Origin of the sequence: Enterobacter cloacae complex sp. SYL003 (assembly GCF_049236925.1) — a bacterium.
Lineage (GTDB): Bacteria > Pseudomonadota > Gammaproteobacteria > Enterobacterales > Enterobacteriaceae > Enterobacter > Enterobacter intestinihominis.
In genome coordinates this window covers 61,426-81,168 of the sequence record NZ_JBMKJK010000002.1, presented here as the reverse complement: position 1 = coordinate 81,168, position 19,743 = coordinate 61,426, and the positions used below count along the sequence as shown (strand labels likewise).

At 56.2% G+C, this 19,743-nt stretch carries 13 protein-coding genes; all 13 read right to left on the bottom strand.

All coding sequences use genetic code 11. The features are described 5' to 3' along the window. Window positions 1–104: 104 nt before the first annotated feature. Entirely contained in the window at window positions 105–1,283 is a 1,179-nt protein-coding gene (bamB, locus tag ACOT1A_RS02960; RefSeq protein WP_022648999.1) for an outer membrane protein assembly factor BamB, read from the bottom strand. Between the two features lie 10 nt (window positions 1,284–1,293). Beyond that, window positions 1,294–1,914: a YfgM family protein gene (locus ACOT1A_RS02955; RefSeq protein WP_032622338.1), complete on the bottom strand. Its 621-nt coding sequence runs from the start codon at window positions 1,912–1,914 to the stop codon at window positions 1,294–1,296. A gap of 13 nt (window positions 1,915–1,927) precedes the next feature. Beyond that, the gene (hisS, locus tag ACOT1A_RS02950) at window positions 1,928–3,202 is read right to left on the bottom strand and encodes a histidine--tRNA ligase (protein WP_022649001.1); all 1,275 of its coding nucleotides are present in this window, start codon (window positions 3,200–3,202) and stop codon (window positions 1,928–1,930) included. An 81-nt stretch (window positions 3,203–3,283) separates the two neighbouring features. Beyond that, the gene (ispG, locus tag ACOT1A_RS02945; protein WP_003860619.1) at window positions 3,284–4,402 is read right to left on the bottom strand and encodes a flavodoxin-dependent (E)-4-hydroxy-3-methylbut-2-enyl-diphosphate synthase; all 1,119 of its coding nucleotides are present in this window, start codon (window positions 4,400–4,402) and stop codon (window positions 3,284–3,286) included. Between the two features lie 26 nt (window positions 4,403–4,428). Beyond that, complete coding sequence (gene rodZ / locus ACOT1A_RS02940; protein WP_045621487.1) at window positions 4,429–5,439, bottom strand: cytoskeleton protein RodZ; 1,011 nt, start codon at window positions 5,437–5,439, stop codon at window positions 4,429–4,431. A gap of 291 nt (window positions 5,440–5,730) precedes the next feature. Next, on the bottom strand, window positions 5,731–6,897 hold the full coding sequence (locus tag ACOT1A_RS02935) for a bifunctional tRNA (adenosine(37)-C2)-methyltransferase TrmG/ribosomal RNA large subunit methyltransferase RlmN (protein ID WP_003860623.1): 1,167 nt from the start codon (window positions 6,895–6,897) through the stop codon (window positions 5,731–5,733). A gap of 147 nt (window positions 6,898–7,044) precedes the next feature. Beyond that, a complete protein-coding gene (ndk, locus tag ACOT1A_RS02930) occupies window positions 7,045–7,476 on the bottom strand; it encodes a nucleoside-diphosphate kinase (protein ID WP_003860625.1) in 432 nt (143 codons plus the stop codon). Between the two features lie 124 nt (window positions 7,477–7,600). Continuing rightward, entirely contained in the window at window positions 7,601–8,476 is an 876-nt protein-coding gene (locus ACOT1A_RS02925) for a 4Fe-4S binding protein (RefSeq protein WP_063163663.1), read from the bottom strand. Beyond that, window positions 8,476–9,255, bottom strand: coding sequence for a dimethyl sulfoxide reductase anchor subunit family protein (locus ACOT1A_RS02920; RefSeq protein ID WP_063163664.1), 780 nt, complete (start codon window positions 9,253–9,255; stop codon window positions 8,476–8,478). Before ACOT1A_RS02920 ends, ACOT1A_RS02925 begins: the two co-directional genes overlap by 1 nt. Beyond that, complete coding sequence (locus tag ACOT1A_RS02915; protein ID WP_022649006.1) at window positions 9,248–9,877, bottom strand: DMSO/selenate family reductase complex B subunit; 630 nt, start codon at window positions 9,875–9,877, stop codon at window positions 9,248–9,250. Before ACOT1A_RS02915 ends, ACOT1A_RS02920 begins: the two co-directional genes overlap by 8 nt. Beyond that, the gene (locus ACOT1A_RS02910; protein WP_341484502.1) at window positions 9,874–12,252 is read right to left on the bottom strand and encodes a DMSO/selenate family reductase complex A subunit; all 2,379 of its coding nucleotides are present in this window, start codon (window positions 12,250–12,252) and stop codon (window positions 9,874–9,876) included. Before ACOT1A_RS02910 ends, ACOT1A_RS02915 begins: the two co-directional genes overlap by 4 nt. Window positions 12,253–12,340: 88 nt before the next feature. Then, window positions 12,341–14,668, bottom strand: coding sequence for a peptidoglycan glycosyltransferase PbpC (gene pbpC, locus ACOT1A_RS02905; protein WP_171935821.1), 2,328 nt, complete (start codon window positions 14,666–14,668; stop codon window positions 12,341–12,343). Between the two features lies 1 nt (window position 14,669). Continuing rightward, window positions 14,670–19,622, bottom strand: a complete 4,953-nt coding sequence (locus ACOT1A_RS02900) for an alpha-2-macroglobulin family protein (protein WP_045308551.1) — start codon at window positions 19,620–19,622, stop codon at window positions 14,670–14,672. Window positions 19,623–19,743: the final 121 nt, after the last annotated feature.

Here is a 19,743-nt window from a genome sequence, read left to right as displayed (position 1 = left end):
CCTCATAAAATTCAAAATAACGTCGCTTTCGCAGCGTTTTTAAAAATGTCAAAACGGCTCCTGAGTGAACAGGAGCCGTTTAGTATACTACAACCGCCGTGTAATTAACGCGTGATCGCGTACAGCGTGCCGTCTTTTGCCTGAATCAGCAGTTTGCCGTCAGCCACAACCGGGTCGGTCAGGAAGCCTGAGCCGTCCACTTTCTGCTGCGCCACGAAGCGGCCATTCTCTGGATCGATCCAGTGCATATAGCCTTCGCTGTCGCCCACCACCAGGCTGCCGTTATACAGTGCCGGTGCGGTCAGCAGACGGTGCAGCAGATCGCTCTGCGTCCACAGCGTCACGCCACCTTCGGTGCTCAGCGCCAGCAGACGGTCGTTCTGATCCACCATATAAATACGGTTGCCGTCGACAATGAAATCGTTCACGGAACCCAGCTCACGTTTCCACATGATCTGGCCGCTACGCAGGTCCAGCGCCGTCAGGTTGCCGTTATACGCCAGCGCGTAAACCACACCGTCAACGATGACCGGCGTGGTGTCCACGTCACTCAGACGGTCGATTTCAGTTGAACCGGTCGCCTGGGAAATACGCTGCTGCCAGATCATCTGACCCTGCTGCATCAGTACTGCGCTGACACGACCGTTGTCACCACCCACAATGGCGGCGCCAAATGCAGTCGCCGGAGCAGATTCACCACGCAGAGACAGCGCTGGCATATCCAGGTTAACCGTCCATTTTACCAGACCATCTGCTTCGTTCAGCGCCTGCAACTGGCCGTTGCTGGTATGGATCAACACCAGGCCGTCGCTGACAACCGGACGTGACAAGGATTCACCGGCAACGCTGGTCTGCCATGCAACCGAACCGTCGCTGGCATTCAGCGCGTAAACCTGCGCTTTTTCGCTGCCCACATACACGTGACCGCCGGCAACGGTCAGGCCGCCAGAAAGCAGCGCAGGTTTACGGGAGAACCAGCCGTCTTTTTCCGCCAGGTTAATGGACCACACTTCTTTTCCGTCATCAGCGTTCAGCGCTTTAACGGTGCCTTTGCGATCGGCCGCATAGACCACGCCGTCAGCAAATGCCGGGTGCAGGTTGGAATAAAAATCGCCAATACCATCACCCACGGAGGTGTCCCAGGCGGTGGACGGAGTGAACTGGTTTTCAACCGTCGGCAGCGGGGACATTTTGACAACGTCTTCTTCGCCACTGAACAGTGAACAACCACTCAATAACGTAACAGAAAGCAGTCCTGGCAGAAGTAATTTACGCAATTGCATTGGGTCCCTCTCAGACGGACAAATTATTTATTTTCATCTGCATCATTTCGCTCAGCGCAGGTGAAGCTTTACTATCCACGCCAGCTTGCCACGCTTTACGCGCGCCCGCTTTATCACCCTTACTCAGCAGTGCTTCACCGCGAAGATCGGCGACAATAGCGGCAAAGCCATCACCTTTGATGGTATCAAGCGTTTTCAGCGCGTCGTCGGCTTTTTTCTGCTGAACCTGAATACGTGCCAGGCGCAGATTGATCACCGCTTTCAGATTTTCGTCACTGGCAGCAGCAAGCCCCTGAGACAGTTGCGCAGCGGCTTTGTCCAGTTCGTTTTTATCAACATACTGCTGAGCCACTTCCAGCGCAGCCAGCGCACCGTAGGTGTTTTTGTTGTCAGCGGCAAATTTCTCCGCAGCCGTCAGCGTTTGCGGCTGATCGGCACGGATTGCGCTAACGGTGTTTTCGTAGTTCAGGGATGAACCGCGAGCAGAGTCAGCCTGATGATTGTTCCAGTAACGCCAGCCAACCAGCGCACCAACACCTAAAATAACCCCTACAACCAGTGCCTTGCCGTTTTCAGCAAAGAAGCGTTTAACCGCATCAACCTGGTCGTGTTCGTTCTCGTACATTTCCACGCAGTCCTTCTCCTTAGCCCAATAGAGTGCGCAAGTGCGCCGCAACGCCATCCTGCGTTACCGTAGTTTGCTCACCAGAGCGCAGGTCTTTAACCACCACTTCGCCGTTGGCCACTTCGGACTCACCCAGCACCAGTGCAATACTTGCGCCCCACTTATCGGCACGAGCAAACTGTTTTTTAAAGTTGCCGCCGCCGTGGTTGGTCATCAGCTTTACGTCCGGCAGCGCATCGCGCACGCGTTCGGCAAGCTGCATCGCCGCAGACTGCGTATCCGCACCTGAGGCCACCAGGTATATATCGACAACAGGATCGGCTTTAAATTCCGGATTAACTGCCTGAACCAGCAAAACAAGTCGCTCAAGGCCCATCGCGAAGCCTACAGCCGGTGCTGCGCGACCACCCAGTTGCTCGACCAGTCCGTCATAACGACCGCCAGCACAGACGGTGCCCTGCGAACCGAGGCTGGTGGTGACCCACTCAAATACGGTGCGGTTGTAGTAGTCCAGACCGCGCACCAGACGCTGGTTAACGGTATAAGCAATGCCCGCCGCTTCAAGCAGCTTGCATAGGCCAGCAAAGTGTTCGCGGGAATCCTCATCCAGGTAGTCACCCAGCGCTGGCGCATCGTTCAGCAGCGCCTGTACGTCAGGATTTTTGGAATCGAGTACGCGCAGCGGGTTGCTGTACATACGACGTTTACAGTCTTCGTCGAGCTTCTCTTTGTGTTGTTCCAGGAACGCCACCAGCGCATCGCGATAGTTCGCACGCGCTTCCAGAGAACCGATAGAGTTCAGCTCCAGGGAAACGTGCTCAGAAATACCGAGCGCACGCCACCAGCGGGCAGTCAGCATAATCAGTTCGGCATCGATATCTGGTCCTTGCAGACCAAACACTTCCACGCCAAGCTGGTTGAACTGACGGTAGCGGCCTTTTTGCGGACGTTCGTGGCGGAACATCGGGCCGATATACCACAGGCGCTGCTCCTGATTGTACAGGAGACCATGTTCGATGCCGGCGCGTACGCAACCCGCCGTCCCCTCAGGACGCAGGGTCAGGCTGTCGCCGTTGCGGTCCTCAAAGGTATACATCTCTTTTTCAACCACGTCGGTTACTTCGCCGATCGCGCGTTTGAATAACGGGGTCTGCTCTACAATCGGCAAACGAATTTCGCTGTAACCGTAGCTGCCGAGCACCTGCTTCAGTGTGCCTTCAATGCGCTGCCAGATGGCGGTTTCGCCAGGCAGATAATCGTTCATGCCGCGGATGGCTTGAATGTTTTTTGCCACGTTTATTCTCTTTCTATATACAAAAAAGAACCCAAAGAATGGGTTCAATCATACATGGGAAGCAGCCTGCTTCCCATCACGTTATTTTTCAACCTGCTGAACGCTGATGCGCTGCGCTTCGTCCATCATCGTCGCTTTTGCGCGAATGCGGGCTTCAAGCTGGTCGATCATATCACTATTATCCAGACGATCTTTACGAACGCCATCTTCATAGAGACCACTTTTCTTGTTACCGCCGGTAACGCCCAGCGTGGACACCAGCGCTTCACCCGGACCGTTCACCACGCAGCCGATGATGGAAACGTCCATCGGGGTGATGATGTCTTCCAGACGCTGCTCCAGGGCATTCACGGTGCCGATCACGTCAAACTCCTGACGTGAACAGGTTGGGCAGGCAATGAAGTTGATCCCCCGCGCGCGGATACGCAGTGATTTCAGGATGTCGAAACCGACTTTGATCTCTTCCACCGGATCGGCGGCCAGGGAGACGCGTAACGTGTCACCGATGCCTTCAGAGAGCAGCAGGCCGAGACCAATTGCCGATTTTACTGAGCCGCTGCGCAGACCGCCCGCCTCGGTGATGCCAAGGTGCAGCGGCTGATCGATCTGTTTTGCCAGCAGACGATACGATTCAACGGCCAGGAAAACGTCAGACGCTTTCACGCTCACTTTGAACTGATCGAAGTTAAGGCGATCCAGATGATCGACGTGACGCATGGCGGATTCGAGCAGCGCCTGCGGCGTCGGCTCACCGTACTTTTCCTGGAGATCTTTTTCCAGAGAGCCAGCGTTTACGCCGATACGGATTGGAATGTTTTTGTCGCGGGCGCAGTCAACCACCATGCGAATGCGCTCTTCGTTGCCGATGTTGCCTGGGTTAATACGCAGACAATCGACACCGTATTCAGCGACTTTCAGCGCGATACGGTAATCGAAGTGAATATCGGCAACCAGCGGAACGCTCACCTGCTGCTTGATCAGTTTGAACGCCTCAGCGGCGTCCATGGTCGGCACTGAGACGCGAACAATGTCCGCGCCGACGCGTTCTAATGCTTTGATTTGATTAACCGTCGCTTCTACATCCGTAGTACGCGTATTGGTCATCGACTGGACGGCGATAGGCGCCCCATCGCCGATTGGCACGTTCCCAACGTAAATCCGTTTCGATTTTCTACGTTGAATAGGAGCCTGGTTATGCATGTAAAATCTCCCGCATTGCCCGTCTGTTACTGTGCTGCTGATTGTTCGGCATTAACGGTAAGACGCGCAACCTGGTTAGTTCTGATAAAGCGGCTCAGATCGACAGGTTTTCCTTGATACTGGATCTGTACCGCTGCCGGTGCGCCGATTTTAAGCTTGTATGGTGCCTGGCCCGTTAGATTTAACGTGCCATCTTTACGTTGCAGGCCGCTGAACAGCTTTTTACCTGTCGCGTCAGTCACTTCCAGCCAGCAATCAGCCGTGAAATTCATCACCAGCGCATTCGGGTCAACGGCAGGTGCCGCCGTACCCGCCGGGTCAGTTGGCAGTGACGCCGCGGTGTTATCTGCCGGTGCCGTTGCCGCAGGGGCGGTATCAACATTGGCCTGAGAAGGTGATACGACCGCGTTCTGATCCTGGGCCTGGGTGGCTGGTGCGGTATTCGCCGTCGCTTCTGGCGTCGCCGCTGGCTCGGTTGCAGGCGTGCTGGTTGCTGCCGCCTGAGGTTCGCTGGAGGTCGCAGCCCCTTCGGTGCTCAACGGCACGCTTTGCGCGCCGTTAGTACCAGACTGATTAAGCTCAGCGGAGGACTGATCGGCCATGGTGGTGATCTCTTCCTGTTGCGCTTTGTGGTTTTGCCACCACCATGCGCCCGTCAGCCCGACAACCACGAACAGGACCAGCCAGGTAAAGCTCATCAGCCAGCCATCGCGTTTTTTACGACGTTTACCCAAAGAGAAGCTTTGCATCGGCGCAACTTTTGCCGCACGCACAGGCGCCTGCTTCTCCATCATCGGCAGTAATTCGTCTTCAGGAATATGAACCAGTTTGGCGTAAGAACGGATATAACCGCGCAGAAACGTTGAAGCCAGATCGGCGGGTGCCTTATCTTCTTCAATGTCGCGAACGGTGGAAACCTTCAGGCACAGGCGTTCTGCAACGGCTTGCTGGCTGAGTCCGAGTTGTTCACGGGCGTTGCGAAGACGAACGCCAGTGGAGAGTGCTGCATTTTGATCGTGAGTGGCTTCAGTATTCATTCGCTACAACTACTGGTACGTGAAAATAAGGGTTCAGGTGCCGGTGAGTCACAATGCCACCCGCACCGCGAAACTTTAGGTCAGTTAACCTGGAACAAACAGTATAAGACTGTCGGGCCGCAGATGACAGCGCTGGCAGGCCTTCACGCTAAACTGTTGTTACGTCGTTACATACTGCCCGAAAGTCGTATGAAACGCACCGTAATTATTAATCAGTCGTGATGATTGTGGCTGGTTATTCAGTAAATTAATGCTTCACGGCGCAAAAAATGCGCCGTGTCTGCATAATAATCAAACGGTTTTAACCGCGATTGACTCACCCTGCATACGCTTACGCAGCGTACGTTTGGTACGGTCAATAACGTCACCCGCCAGCTGACCACAGGCTGCGTCGATATCGTCGCCACGCGTTTTACGTACGATGGTGGTGAAACCATACTCCATCAGCACTTTTGAGAAGCGATCGATACGGCTGTTCGAGCTACGGCCATACGGCGCGCCCGGGAACGGGTTCCATGGGATCAGGTTGATCTTACATGGCGTATCTTTCAGCAGTTCAGCCAGCTCATGTGCATGCTCGGTACCGTCGTTAACATGATCCAGCATCACGTATTCAATGGTCACGCGGCCCTGGTTAGCATTGGATTTCTCCAGGTAACGGCGCACGCCAGCCAGGAAAGTTTCGATATTGTACTTTTTGTTGATCGGCACAATTTCGTCACGGATGGCGTCGTTTGGCGCGTGAAGGGAGATGGCCAGCGCAACGTCAATCATGTCACCCAGTTTGTCCAGCGCAGGCACAACGCCGGAAGTAGAGAGCGTAACGCGGCGCTTGGACAGACCAAAACCGAAATCGTCGAGCATGATTTCCATCGCCGGAACGACGTTGGTCAGGTTGAGCAGAGGTTCACCCATCCCCATCATCACCACGTTGGTGATTGGACGTGTACCGGTGACTTTCGCTGCACCCACGATTTTCGCGGCACGCCAGACCTGGCCGATAATTTCCGATACGCGCAGGTTACGGTTAAAGCCCTGCTGCGCCGTAGAGCAGAATTTGCACTCCAGCGCACAGCCCACCTGAGAAGAGACGCACAGCGTGGCGCGATCGTCTTCCGGGATATACACGGTTTCAACACGCTGATCGCCAACGGCAATGGCCCACTTGATAGTGCCATCTGAAGAGCGCTGCTCTTCCACCACTTCCGGTGCGCGGATTTCCGCCACTTCTTTAAGCTTATTGCGCAGCACTTTGTTGATGTCCGTCATGTCATCAAAGTTGTCGCTGCAATAGTGGTACATCCATTTCATGACCTGATCGGCACGAAACGGCTTCTCGCCCATCTCTTTAAAGAACTCGCGCATCTGCTGACGGTTCAGGTCCAGCAGGTTAATTTTTCCATTTTTATTGGGAACCGCAGGAATGGCGACTTCGGAGGTATTCACTAATTCAGACATAATTTTTTCCGGCCTCGTTGTTACACGTTGTGGCCCTTGGTGGGTTGAAAAGAAACGCCCCGGTAAGCAGTCTGCTCGTCCGGGGCGTTGCATTGTACAAAGTCTGGCGCAGGGATGCCACGTTTGCACGCGGCATTTACGAAATTATTAGCGAGTGCGCGGGCACACTTCGCCTTCTGCAAAGAAGAACGCGATTTCGCGAGCAGCAGATTCAACAGAGTCGGAACCGTGGGTGCCGTTCTCGGTGAAGCTGTCTGCGTAGTCAGCGCGCAGAGTACCTGCCAGCGCGTTGTCCGGGTTGGTTGCACCCAGCAGATCGCGGTGACGCTGTACCGCGTTTTCGCCTTCCAGTACGGATACCACGATTGGGCCAGAAGTCATGAACTCGACCAGACCGTCAAAGAATGGGCGACCTTCGTGCTCAGCGTAGAAACCGCGAGCCTGTTCAACGGTCAGGTGCAGCATTTTGGTGCCAACGATCTTAAACCCTGCTGATTCAAAGCGAGCGAAGATGCTGCCAATAACGTTTTTTGCCACCGCGTTTGGTTTGATGATGGAAAAAGTACGTTCAATAGCCATTGATAACCTCTGTAAAATGTTCTGTTGTTTTTGCATACCTGAGTATGGTGTGGCGCGGATTATAAAGAGCAATAGCGCCATTGCCTATGGTTATGCATAACATTTTTTTAAAATGAGACGAAGATTAGCAACAGCTCGTATTTCGCATGCCGTACTGATGGTGAAAACAGAGCGGACACTGCTTTTCATCAGAACTAAATGACCAGAAATGGCGGTGGCACGTCAAACAAACGGCTTCATATGCCGGTATGGTCACGCTTTTCGCTGTCCCGTCTGTTTGCGTCACGTTTATCGCCGCATGCTGGCATACCGCTTCGCAGCCGCCACACCCCGTACAGCGTCCGGTTTCCACGACCAGTTCAGCGTTCTCAAACCGAATCGCGTTTTCCGTACAACTCCGCCAGCACGCGCCGCAGAGTACGCAGGATTCGGTATCGAGAGTTATCTCTGCCTCGCTAAACGCAGAAAACGCCCTGCGCAGCTCACGCTGACCGGGCACGACGCAACAGACCCGGACATCCTCACGGGGAACGTGCATCAGCGCACGCCGGGCGGTATTTACCTCGTTGACGGGTATATGTTTAAACGCCCACGCTGCTTCACCACGTCGACGAAGCGCCAGATTCAGCCGGGCAATCGCCAGCAACCAGTCAGGATTCTGCTCCGCGTCGATACTGATAAAACGAACGTGGTGCTGCGCGTGCCACAGCAGAAGCTCATTCACCCCTGGCGCACGGTCAGTAAAAGGCCCAACAAGCGTATCGCCACACAGAAAACGTTTTCGCGGCGTGATGCCGGTGATGGCTTCAGCGGGGCAGACAAACAGGCAGTCACCGCATTCAATACAGCGGCTGTCATCAACCGAGACGCCGGTGTCGTTAAAAGAAAAAGCCTGCACGGGACAGACGTCCGCGCAGGCGCAGCAGGAAGAGTGGCGAAAACGGCGACGGACGCACGCATGCGTCACGTCCATCGCCGGGGCAAAGGTTAATCCGCCCATCAGCCAATACTGAAGAAAACAAAGCGCAGCATTAGCTCACCCACAATCAGCAAGGCGCTGCCCAACAGCATTGTGCCTCGCGCCGCTTTTAAGCCGCCCGCAGCAAAGCACAGCATACCCGCAACGGAAACGCACCAGCTCAGCAGATGCACGGTTCGCAGTTGCTCCAGCATTTGTAACGGTGCGTGTGGGAACGTCACAACGGTGTTGTCCATAGCCGTAATATCTGCCAGCCAGACGGGCTGCATCACCAGACGTGCAATCACCAGCAGCGTGATAATGACAATCGCCGTTCGCACGCGAGTCTGGGAACGTGCCCCAACGGCCATGCAGGCTGAACCGATAATTCCCACCGAACCAATAAACAGCAACAGGGTATTAATGTGATGCCACGTCACCACGGATGCATGCATGTAGATCTGCGCCATGCAGAACACATCCACCAGCCCGACAAGACCTGCCACAACCAACAGCGGCTTCCAGCCTGGTTTTTTGACAAACATCAGCAGCGTTGCGAGGCCAAGTGCCGCAAGATAAAGACTGGCAAAGATAATCTCACGGCTCAGCCAGGAGCTGGATACGTGACGCAGCGCGTTGAACGCATTAAGTGGATAGCCCATGTGCAACGCGGAGGCGAGCAGACCGAGGCTGGCCAACACAAACGCTCCGGCAGCCGGCAGCAGCACGCTGCGTTGCGTGCTTCCGAAGGCCAGCCACAGCGTAACGCCAACCGATCCTTGCAGGAACAGCGTAAAAATCAGCAGCGGTAACTCATGCATGACGTTTCCCCTCTTTCTCTGCGCCCTGATGCGCTTTGATCACCAGGTTCGGTTTGGTGATGGAGGAATCAGGCAAGCCTTTCACATCACAGACCGCACCATACTTCGCCCGCAGTTCATCAATCGGCCCGAATTTAATCGCTTCGAGAGGACAGGTTGCCACACAGACAGGCTGTTCCCCCTTCGCCTGTAGATCCACGCAGAAATCACATTTGGACATCTGCCCGGTCTGCTCGTTGAGCTGTGGCGCGCCGTAAGGGCATGACCACGCGCAGTAGCCGCAGCCGACGCACTTATCAGTATCTACGCGCACAATACCGTCCCCCGGACGCTTATGCATCGCAGTGGTCGGACAGTTTTTGGTGCAGATTGGGTCGGCACAGTGGTTACAGGAGATAGAGAGCGTGTAGGCAAAAACGTTATTGCTGACGCCACCCTGCCCGGTCGGGATAAAGCTCCCGCCATTAACTTCGTACACGCGACGGAAACGACGTCCGACCTCAAGGTTGTTTTTATCTTTGCACGCTACCTGACATGCTTTGCAGCCCGAGCAGCGAGAAGAGTCGATATAAAAACCCAGCTGTTTGTCGCTTACCGGTGCGTAATGTTTAAACTGACTCATGCTTTAGCTACCTCCACCAGCATGGTTTGATGGGAATTCCCTTTCGCAAGCGCGGTAATACGTGCGGAACTGAGCACGTTCGCGCAGCCGCCCTTATCAATACCCTGCTCGTCCGGCTGCCACCAGGCACCTGCCTGCATGGCCACAACGCCTGGAATGATGCGCGGCGTGACCTCCGCCGGGATCTCGCAAATGCCGCGCGCGTTATGAATACGCACGGTATCTCCCTGCGCAATGCCGCGATTTTGCGCATCCTGCGGGTTGATCCACAGCTTTTGCTGCTGCGCCTCAATTAACCACGGGTTGGCGTACTGGGTGGAGTTAGCGCGGTTTTTTCCTTTCCAGGTAATCAGCTGGAGCGGGAAGCGTTTCGCCAGCGCGTCTTCCGGCCCTTCATGGGCAGGCACGTAGTGCGACAGCGCCGGAATTTCCGGGTGATGCATGTCGTACAGACGCTTCGAGAAGATCTCAATTTTTCCGGACGGCGTCGGGAACGGATGATTCAGCGGATCGCGAATGTTGTCTTCAAAGGCGACGAACGGCGCGCTTTTGAAAAGGTGCTGACGCGTCTTCTGTAGCGTCGCGAAGTCCGGCAGGTTTTCGTCAGGCATGGAAAGACGCGTCTGCTCCCAGATGTGCTCAATCCACGCTTTTTCGTCACGCCCTTCACTGAACGCGGGTTCGACGCCAAGCTTAGCGGCGACCTCCCGCAGCCAGTCGTAGTCTGAACGGCGTTCAAATTCAGGTTCAATGAGCTTTTCTGACAGGATCAGATAGCTTGCCGTGCCCCAGGTTTCGCCGATATTCCAGCGTTCCATAAAGCTGGTTTCCGGCAAAAGAAGGTCGGCGTATCGGGCGCTCGGCGTCATAAACAGATCGCTTGCGACGATAAACTCAATTTTCGACTCGTCTTCCAGGACACGGGTTGCCTGATGAAGATCCGGGTTCTGGTTAGCCAGATAATTTCCCGCCAGCGAGAACAGGATGCGGATATTGCTGTCCAGCTTTTCGGCATCCTTCAGGCCGACGTCCGCGGTGACCTGAGAGGCATCGTCGGCGGCCTGCACCCAGTTCATCACCGATATTTTGGCTTTGACCGGGTTGTCCGGCATTTCTGGTCCGGCGGCAAATTTCCGGTTTGCGCAGCCGCCATAGCCCGCTGCCCAACCGCCTTTCACCCCGACGTTACCCGTGAGCGTAGCCAGCAACGTCGAGCCGCGCGCGGTGCGCTCGCCGCAGTTATGACGCTGCGGTCCCCAGCCCTGGATCAGCGCAGCGGGTTTGGTGGTTGCGTAGTCGCGCGCCAGTTGCCGAATTGTTTGTGCAGGCACGTGGGTGATTTTCTCTGCCCACTCGGGCGTTTTCGCCACGCCATCTTTTGCGCCGCTAAGGTAAGCCATCAGGGATTCATTGGCCGGAACGCCTTCTGGCATAGTGTCTTCGTCAAAGCCCAGGGTGTAGCGCTGAATAAAGTCGCGATCGTGCAGGTTCTCCGTGACGATCACATACATCATAGCGTCCATCAGGGCGTTGTCCGTGGTGGGAAGCAGCGGGATCCACTGATCGGCCAGGGAGGAAACCGTATCGGAATAGCGAGGGTCGACAACAATAAAGCGAGTGCCGTTTTGCTTCATCTTCTGGTAGAAGTGGTTGCTGTGACCAAAGATCGTTTCCGTCGGGTTATGTCCCCAGAGGATGACCAGTTTGGTGTCCAGCAGCGTGTCCAGAGAACTGCCGCTGGCAGCGGTGCCATAGGTATACGGCGTTGCTGCCGCCGTGTTACCCATACTGACAGAGTGATAGCTTTCGAGATAGCCGCCGGTTAAGTTGAGCAGACGACGAACCATTTTATCGCCGGAAAAAGTCCCGCCGGACACAGCGGTGCCCACATGAACATAGCGTGAAGCCGCACCGTATTTTTGCGTAATAGTTTTTAATTGATTCGCAATAAGGGTGGTGGCTTCATCCCAGGTAATACGCTCGAATTTTCCTTCGCCACGTTTCCCTACACGTTTCATTGGGTATTTCAGTCGATCGGGATGGTAAACAAATTTCCGATAAGCCCGGCCACGCACGCAGGCGCGCATTACGGGCATTTGCGGATCCAACGCGTTATCCGGACGCGTAGAAATTCGGGTCACAACGCCCTCACTGACGTGAGCACGAATATCACACTTGCCGCCGCAGTCAAACGTACTACAGGTTTGCACCACTTTTTCTTCAGGCGTAGTGTCTGAAACCGCCGCGCCCTGTGCCTGTACTTTGCCGGTTTTGACGACAAAAGGCAGAGCGGCGAGCGCCGATCCTGCCTGAATAAACTGACGCCGGGATATGGCGGGAATAGTCCCCTCTCCCTGATGTTTATTTTTTTCCATTGCTCGTTCCTTAAAATAAAAACGCATTCTCGTTTTTTTTCAGGAACGGATATTGATAATTATCAAGCTAACTCTTGAGGAGTAACACTTAGCGATCTAACTCAAAATTGACCGTCGCCGTTTGTCCTGTTTCATCTAATACAACTAACTGATATTTACCCGGTAAATATAATTGCAGTGAATAATTCTTCTGATGTCCGTCCAGCGGTTCTCCATTCAAAAACCACCATCGTTGCCCCTCCCCGCCGCTGGTTGAAACGAACAGGGTCATGTTTTTCTCACCCGGAAGACGTTTAATTACCGCCCCTTCTCTGACGCCTGACAACATCAGCGGCGCCGCATTATGATTATCCAGCGGAGGGCAAACCGCTGAACGGGCGGGGAGACGAGCGGCCCGTTTTTCGGCAGCAGGCAGCCAGGGCTCCAGCGGCAGCGGCCAGACATCCAGCACTTTTTCTGTCGCATCAGGACAATCCGCTGCGACGCGTTTGCCTTCTTTATCCAGCCAGACCGGGAAACGGATCCCGCGAATACCTTCCTGTTCCGGCAGCAGCAGCGTAGGCGGTTCACTGCCTTCCAGCAGCCAGGTTGACAGCCGACGCCGACAGTTTTCGTTCCCTTCAGGCAGGGACTGGCCCCCCGGCCAGCAAATCACGCCCCGTCCTACGCTTGCAGGACGCGGATCGCGCGGCAGACGGGCTTCATCCACCATCGAGCGGGACTGAAGCATGTTATTGACCTGATTCAGGAGCGGAACTGCGCTGGCGAAACCAAACTGCCCGGCAACGGGCGTGCCGTCCGGACGTCCGGTCCAGATTCCAATGACATACCGGGCGTTCAGCCCGATGGCCCAGGCATCCCGGTAGCCGTAACTGGTGCCCGTTTTCCACGCCAGCGGCGCAACCTGGGGCAGCGCACTGTCCGGCAGGGGCTGTGCTTCACTGGCGAGAATGCGACGAATGATCCACGCCGCCCCCTGCGACAGCAGCGGACGTTCGATCAGCGGATCGCCCGGCTGTAAACGCAACCGGCCCGCCTGCCCCTGCCGCGCAAAGGCACTGTAGGCGGCAGCGATATCAGCCAGGCGTGCCCCAGCGCCACCCAGGATCAGGGAGAGGTTGGGCTGCGCACCCGCGGGGAGTATGAGCGGTAATCCCGCGTTGCTCAGCATGCCTGCAAAACGTTTTGGGCCGTACGCTTCCAGTACCTGCACCGCAGGCAGGTTGAGGGAACGCACCAGGGCTTCGCTCATGCTGACCGGCCCATGGAAACCGCTGTCAAAGTTGCCGGGGCGATAATCCCCCGTTTTTCTTGGAACATCCTGTAATAACGAAGCGGGATGGATCAGGCCATCGTCCAGCGCCATGCCATAGATGAATGGCTTGAGGACCGATCCCGGCGATCGGATCGCATTGACCATATCCACGTGACTAAAGCGACTGTCATCATTGATATCTACCGAGCCTACCCAGCCACGCACTTTCATGGATGTATGATCCACGACGATCATCGCCAGTGAACTGCGGGCAGGCAGGCGCGATTTCCAGTTCATTGCCAGCTCTTCAAGCTGTCGTTGCAAAGCTGCATCCAGCGTGGTGACTATTTTTGTGTCGCGGCTTTTACTCAACATCATGCGGGAAAAGAGCGGCGCCAGCTGCGGCATCTGCCGGGGGGCCAGCCAGACCGGCTCTTCACGGGACTCTTTCACCTGCTTCTCAGACCAGACGCCCTGAGTCAGCATGCGGTCGAGCACTTTGTTCCGCGCCGCTTCGGCACGTTCCGGCCAGCGGTCGGGGCGCAGACGGCTGGGTGCCTGTGGCAGTACAGCCAGCAGCGCCGCGTCGGAATAGCTCAGCTGAGACGGCGGTTTGCCAAGATAAGTCCAGCTTGCCGCGCCCACGCCTTGCAACGTGCCGCCAAACGGGGCACGGTTGAGATACAGCGTCAGGATTTCACGCTTGGAGAGATGCCACTCCAGCTGCATCGCCCGCCACAGCTGACGAATTTTACCGCCAAAGGTACGCGGATGCGGATCCAGAAGACGTGCCACCTGCATGGTAAGCGTGCTCCCGCCAGAAACCACTCTCCCGGCGGTGAGATCCTGCCAGGCGGCACGCAGTACAGAAAGCGGATTGACGCCAGGGTGATCCCAGAACCAGCGATCTTCATACTGGATCAGCGCCTCAAGATAGCGTGGGGAAACCTCTTCAATGGTAACCGGATAGCGCCAGATGCCTTCGCTGTCGGCAAAACGCCACAACGGAACACCCTGCTCATCCACCACCACTCGCGCAGGGTTGACCTCTTTCAGGGGCAACGGCCACACGCGGTCAGCGGCGACAATCAGCCCCCCTAAAAAGAGAAGCGCTCCCGCAAGCCACAGCCAGCGGGAGCGAATCAGGCGTGCTATCTGCATCTTACGGAACAACGATCAGCGGGCCACTGGCCGCCCCCGTTGCCCGCCACTGCGGAACATACATGGACTCGACCATAGGAACAGGCACCTGGTAGGTTCCCGGCGTAACGGCACGGGCCAGGTAAACCAGCGTGACCGGCTGACCTTCATTGACCGGCACGGCGGCCACAAAGCGATCGTCGCGGAATTCCATGTGCTGAATATCAGACTGTTGCATCTGATTCAGCAGGTTTTGCACTTCACTGCCGCTGTCCTGCAAGCTGGCGCTGCTGCTCGCCAGATTCTGGTTTTCCAGCTCCAGACCTGCCGGGAGCAGATCCACCACCAGCGCATCCGGTACGTTCTGGCTTGCCTTCACTTCCAGCCACACCAGAACCAGCTCACCGCTCTTAAGTGAAGAGAGCGACTTGCTGCTGCCGTCTGTCGACAGGATATGACGTTCAATCTGCAAGACGTGAGAAGATGGCTGGGGCGCATACTCCGGATAGCCAGTAGTGTCCAGTCGTACCCACAGCGGCGTCGTGCCGGTATTCGTCACCTGCAAGGCACCAGGCTGGTCGCCGTTCAGGTTTTCTACCTGCGCTTTATCACTGCTCTGGGTCTGTTCAGAGAGGGTGGTCGTTGCCTGCCACGCGCCTGACAAGGTTTGCAGTGAACGTCCAGCCAGGAACAGCGCATTGCTCTCCTGGGTTGACAGCCAGCGCTGGCTGAACGCGTCTTCAGATAACGCGTTCAACAGCCTGTTTTGCGCATCCGGCAGCAGCTTGTACTCTTCCAGCAGGGAGAGCATCAGGGCATTATCACGCAGCTGGCTGCCGTAATCCGCCATCCAGTTTCGGCTGTCGTTACGGGGTGTTTTGAGAGCCAGATCCAGCGCCTGCTGGCTGCGCGGTGTATCCCCCATCAGTTTGAGTGCCATGCCCAGCTGCATCAACGGAAGCCCGGAAGCGGCCTGAGCGTGACGCTCCCAGATTTCACGCAGTGCACCGAGCGGCGCTTTTTGCTGACGAGCCAGCACCAGCGAAGCATACGCCTGGACAGCAAATTTGCTGGCCTGGGTGTCGTCGCTGTAGCGGATGGACATCATCCCCGGATCCTGTAAATAGCGCAGCAGTCGGCTGTTGGCGTTATTCACCGCCTCGGCAGGCACGCTGTAACCCTGCTCCCCTGCCCGCACCAGGAAATCCGTAACATAGGCGGTCAGCCAGTACTCTTCCGGGCCGTTTTTATCCCACAAGGCAAAACCGCCATCGTCACGCTGCATTTGCAGCAGACGGGAGATGCCGATATCAATGGCCGCACGGCGTTTATCGTCGGTGTCGCCTTTAATGCCCAACGCCGTAAGCTGTGCCGCGTTGGTGTAGAGGGACGGGAACAGGCCGCTGGTGGTCTGCTCAAGACATCCGTATGGATAGGCCTGAAGTTCACGAATGTAGCGCGCCAGGTTCAAAGGTGGTTTACCGCTGAGCAATAGCTGTCCCTGTAGCGTGGCAGGCGAGAAACCGTCGATATGCTGTGCTGGCGCGCTCCAGGATTCGCCAGGGTTCAGCATCGTGCCCGTATTCACCGTTTGCGCCGGGAATGCGGGGCGTACACCAATTTTCCAGCTCTTCTGCTGCGGCGCAAACGTCTCACCAGGGAGCTGAAGCCCCGTCACCTGAGCAGTTACTTCACCATCGCCATAGCCTTCCAGCGCGCGCACCGGAATAAACAGAGTGCTACGAGCGCCAGGCGGCAGCTTAACCGGCTCTGGCTGAGCACCTTCGAGCGACACCTTACCGGTTGCGGTTAACGCAATGTTCAGCGTTTGCGGCTGGTCAGTAAGGTTGGTCAGGTCCAGCGTCAGGCGAGAGGTATCGCCACTTGCGAGGAATCGCGGCGTGTTAAGCTCGGTGATAATCGGAGCCGCCACAATGATTTTGCTTTCGCTGCTGCCGAAATCGTCTTCCGTCCAGGCCTGCGCCATCAGGCGCAGTTCGCCGTTGAAATCACCGATCGGCAGCGTGATGGTGCCTTCACCGTTGGCATCAAGCGTAACCGGCTGCGCCTGCTGAGCAATAATGGTGACATGGTTCACCGGTGGCTTACCGCCGCGTTTCAGTTCATCGCCGTCTCCGCCAAAGCGCAGTGCGGCAAGACGTCCCTGACCTTCAATCACCTGGCCGTAAACATCATAGATGTCCGCGCCATAGCGCTTCTGACCGAAGAAAGCTTCCCACGGATCCGGCGTGACGTAGTCGGTAATGTTCAGCACGCCGCTATCAACAGCCGAGACCAGCACGTTCACCTTCTGTGGCACAGCCCCCTCTTTTACGCTGGCTTTCACTTTCACAGAAAGCGTCTGGTTCGGACGCATTTTTTGTGGGTTATCAAGTGCGATGCTCAGGCGACGATTTTCGTCCCCCATTGGCAGATGCAGCAGACCAACCGCGCGTTTTGGCGTGGCGGATTTAGATTTATCGCCAGGACGAACCACCAGCGTGCTGAGGTAGAGATCGTGACGTTTCCAGGCCTTATCCACCGGAATGGCGAGATCCAGACCGTTAACCGGTACGTCGATCTCTTTCCACCACAGTGGCCCTTCGCTGGATTCGATCATTGCATAGCCCTTGCCTGCGGCCGGCGCTGCAATATGCAGGTTGATGGTATCGCCTGGCTGATAGGATGGCTTGTCCAGTTTCAGCGTCACACGATCCGGGCGTGCAGCACCCGTGCCATCGCTGTTATCCTGCCAGCTGTACCCCGCCCAGAAGCGCACGCTGCTGACCATGCTATCAGGGGCTTTCACTTCCAGACGGTATGAGCCCCACTCCACCGGGAAGGTGACTTTACCGGTTTCATCGGCCTTGAGGTTAAGTTCCTGCTCGCCCTCAACCAGATCTTTTTGATCAAACTGAGACTGCCAGCCCTCGCTCTCGGACCAGTTCCAGAAGTAGTCGCGACGCTCACGGACCAGACGCACCTGCAGACCAGATACCGCTTTTTTCGCACCGCTGGCATCGGCATAGACGATGTCAAAGCTGGCGTTGCCGTTCTCATCAACAATCGGCTGGTTGACGGTGGTATCGGTGCGGTAGTCGTACACGGCCTTGCTGGCGAACTGTGGGCGGATCCCCGGAAGTTCAGCCGCAGGCCAGATAGCCTGCTCGGCGCGTCGCGTTACCGGACGCCCGCCTGATTCCAGCAGGCTGGCCTGCAAAATCAGTTGCAGCGGCGAGTGCACCTCTTTCCACTGGCTTTCGGTGGTAACCTGTCCGCGCCCCTGTTCGTCCAGCGTAAGCTGCACTTCATCCAGGCTGCGGCTCAGGTTCTCCTCGGCAATATCACCGAACTGGAAGCCAGGCAGTGCAGGCACCGCGTCACGCAGCGGACGCAGGAAAAGCAGGCCTTGCAGAGAATTACCGTTAGCCGGCGCGCCATACAGGTAATAGCCCACAACGTTAAAGTCCACATCCTCCTGCGGGGAAACCGGCGTTTTTTGCCCGGTCAGATTCAGCGCCATACGCTCAGGCATAAAATCTTCGACGTGGAAATCCCACATGCGCTGCTGGTTATCCCCCGTATTCGCGCGAATATGCCACATGCCGGTCTGGGCGCTGCTATCAAGCGGATAGTTGAAGCGATAGAGACCGTTCTCAGGTTGCACAACGACCGTACGCGCTACCTGGCCGTCCGGACGCAGCACGTCAAGTTTTACAGGCTGCTCGGGAAGCGGTTTGCCATCGCTGTCGCGAAGCAGGCCGTTAAGGATCACCGTTTCACCCGGACGATAGAGATCGCGCGGGCCAAACATAAAGAACTGTTTGCTGTAACCCGGGTTACCGGCGATATCAAACTCCGCCAGATCCAGCGCCGGAAGTTTGAGGTCAAGAAGCGTGGTCTGGCCATCTTTACTGGCCAGGATCAGCGCGGCTTCTTTATCGGTTTCCAGTTTCGCATGACCATCGGCGTCGCTGTTCGCCTCGGCCAGGGTCTGTCCTTTATCGTTCAGAAGGGTAATGGTCACGCCTGACTGCGCCGCACCGTTTTCAAGACTCTGGGTGAAGATGTCCAGGCGGTTATGATAACGGTGAGCGGACAGCCCAATATCACTTAAGGTAAAGAGCGTCGCGGCGTTACTGTAGTTATAGTGACCAGCCTGATTCATCACGGCGATATAGACGCCAGACTGCTGGAGCGGCTTAATATCTTTGAGCGGCAGGAGCAGTTTTTCACGCGTGTTGCGCGCCGGGTTGAGGTCGAAACGGCCGGTGTAGACCAGTTCCGCCATCTTCAGCAGGTTGTCAGATTCCCAGTTGGTCAGCGAGTTACGGTACTCCCACTGGCTGACAAACGAGGCCAGCGACTCCGGCTTAACGCGGTAGAAGTTCACGTCCACATTGTTGACGTTGAGCGCCATCACCGGCAACCCTTCCACCACTTTACCCGGCAGCAGCGATCCGCGGCTGGCGAATCCGACCGTCGGTTCAACATCCCGGGTGGTGATCGCTTTTTCATAGTCAATGCCGAATGTCGCTTTGTTCAGCGCCAGCAAATTACGCTCGACGGTGACGACCAGATTACGATTCGGCTCCAGATGGCGCAGGCGCAGCTCTTTCAGATTGGGGGCCAGTTCCCAGGCGCCGTCCACTTTGCCACTTTTTTTATCCACCACATGCACCGTTTTCGCAAAATCCTGGCTGGGATCCAGCGGTACAGAGAAGGTCAGAACCAGTGTCGCAGCGCCGTCGAGTTGCACTTCAGAGGCATCCAGCAGCGTCAACGCCTTACCCTGACTCTGCGCGGCCAGCTTAGCCAGCTTTTCAGGATCCGGTTTTGCCGGGGTTTTCTGTTCTGATGTAGTAGACGCTGCGGGGGCAGCGGCCTGAGGTTTGTCATCGCTGTTATCACAGCCGACAAGCGTAAAGGTGGTGAGCAGCGCGAGAGAGATCGCAGCTAAGCGAAACGGTTTCATCCTATGTCCCTGGCCTGAGGGGCCTGTTGGTCGTCGTCCGGATAAGTATTATCCGCAAGTTTCGTTAATACAAAAAGTCCAATTTTATAATCTGGAAAGCGCCTCGCAGAATGGCATCGCG

What these genes read in the sequence shown, in the direction of transcription:
- ACOT1A_RS02920 (WP_063163664.1), bottom strand. Translation starts at nt 9,255, where the DNA reads ATGCATGAGTTACCGCTGCTGATTTTTACGCTGTTCCTGCAAGGATCG.
- rodZ (WP_045621487.1), bottom strand. Translation starts at nt 5,439, where the DNA reads ATGAATACTGAAGCCACTCACGATCAAAATGCAGCACTCTCCACTGGC.
- ispG (WP_003860619.1), bottom strand. Translation starts at nt 4,402, where the DNA reads ATGCATAACCAGGCTCCTATTCAACGTAGAAAATCGAAACGGATTTAC.
- ACOT1A_RS02900 (WP_045308551.1), bottom strand. Translation starts at nt 19,622, where the DNA reads ATGAAACCGTTTCGCTTAGCTGCGATCTCTCTCGCGCTGCTCACCACC.
- ndk (WP_003860625.1), bottom strand. Translation starts at nt 7,476, where the DNA reads ATGGCTATTGAACGTACTTTTTCCATCATCAAACCAAACGCGGTGGCA.
- ACOT1A_RS02935 (WP_003860623.1), bottom strand. Translation starts at nt 6,897, where the DNA reads ATGTCTGAATTAGTGAATACCTCCGAAGTCGCCATTCCTGCGGTTCCC.
- ACOT1A_RS02910 (WP_341484502.1), bottom strand. Translation starts at nt 12,252, where the DNA reads ATGGAAAAAAATAAACATCAGGGAGAGGGGACTATTCCCGCCATATCC.
- ACOT1A_RS02925 (WP_063163663.1), bottom strand. Translation starts at nt 8,476, where the DNA reads ATGGGCGGATTAACCTTTGCCCCGGCGATGGACGTGACGCATGCGTGC.
- bamB (WP_022648999.1), bottom strand. Translation starts at nt 1,283, where the DNA reads ATGCAATTGCGTAAATTACTTCTGCCAGGACTGCTTTCTGTTACGTTA.
- ACOT1A_RS02915 (WP_022649006.1), bottom strand. Translation starts at nt 9,877, where the DNA reads ATGAGTCAGTTTAAACATTACGCACCGGTAAGCGACAAACAGCTGGGT.
- pbpC (WP_171935821.1), bottom strand. Translation starts at nt 14,668, where the DNA reads ATGCAGATAGCACGCCTGATTCGCTCCCGCTGGCTGTGGCTTGCGGGA.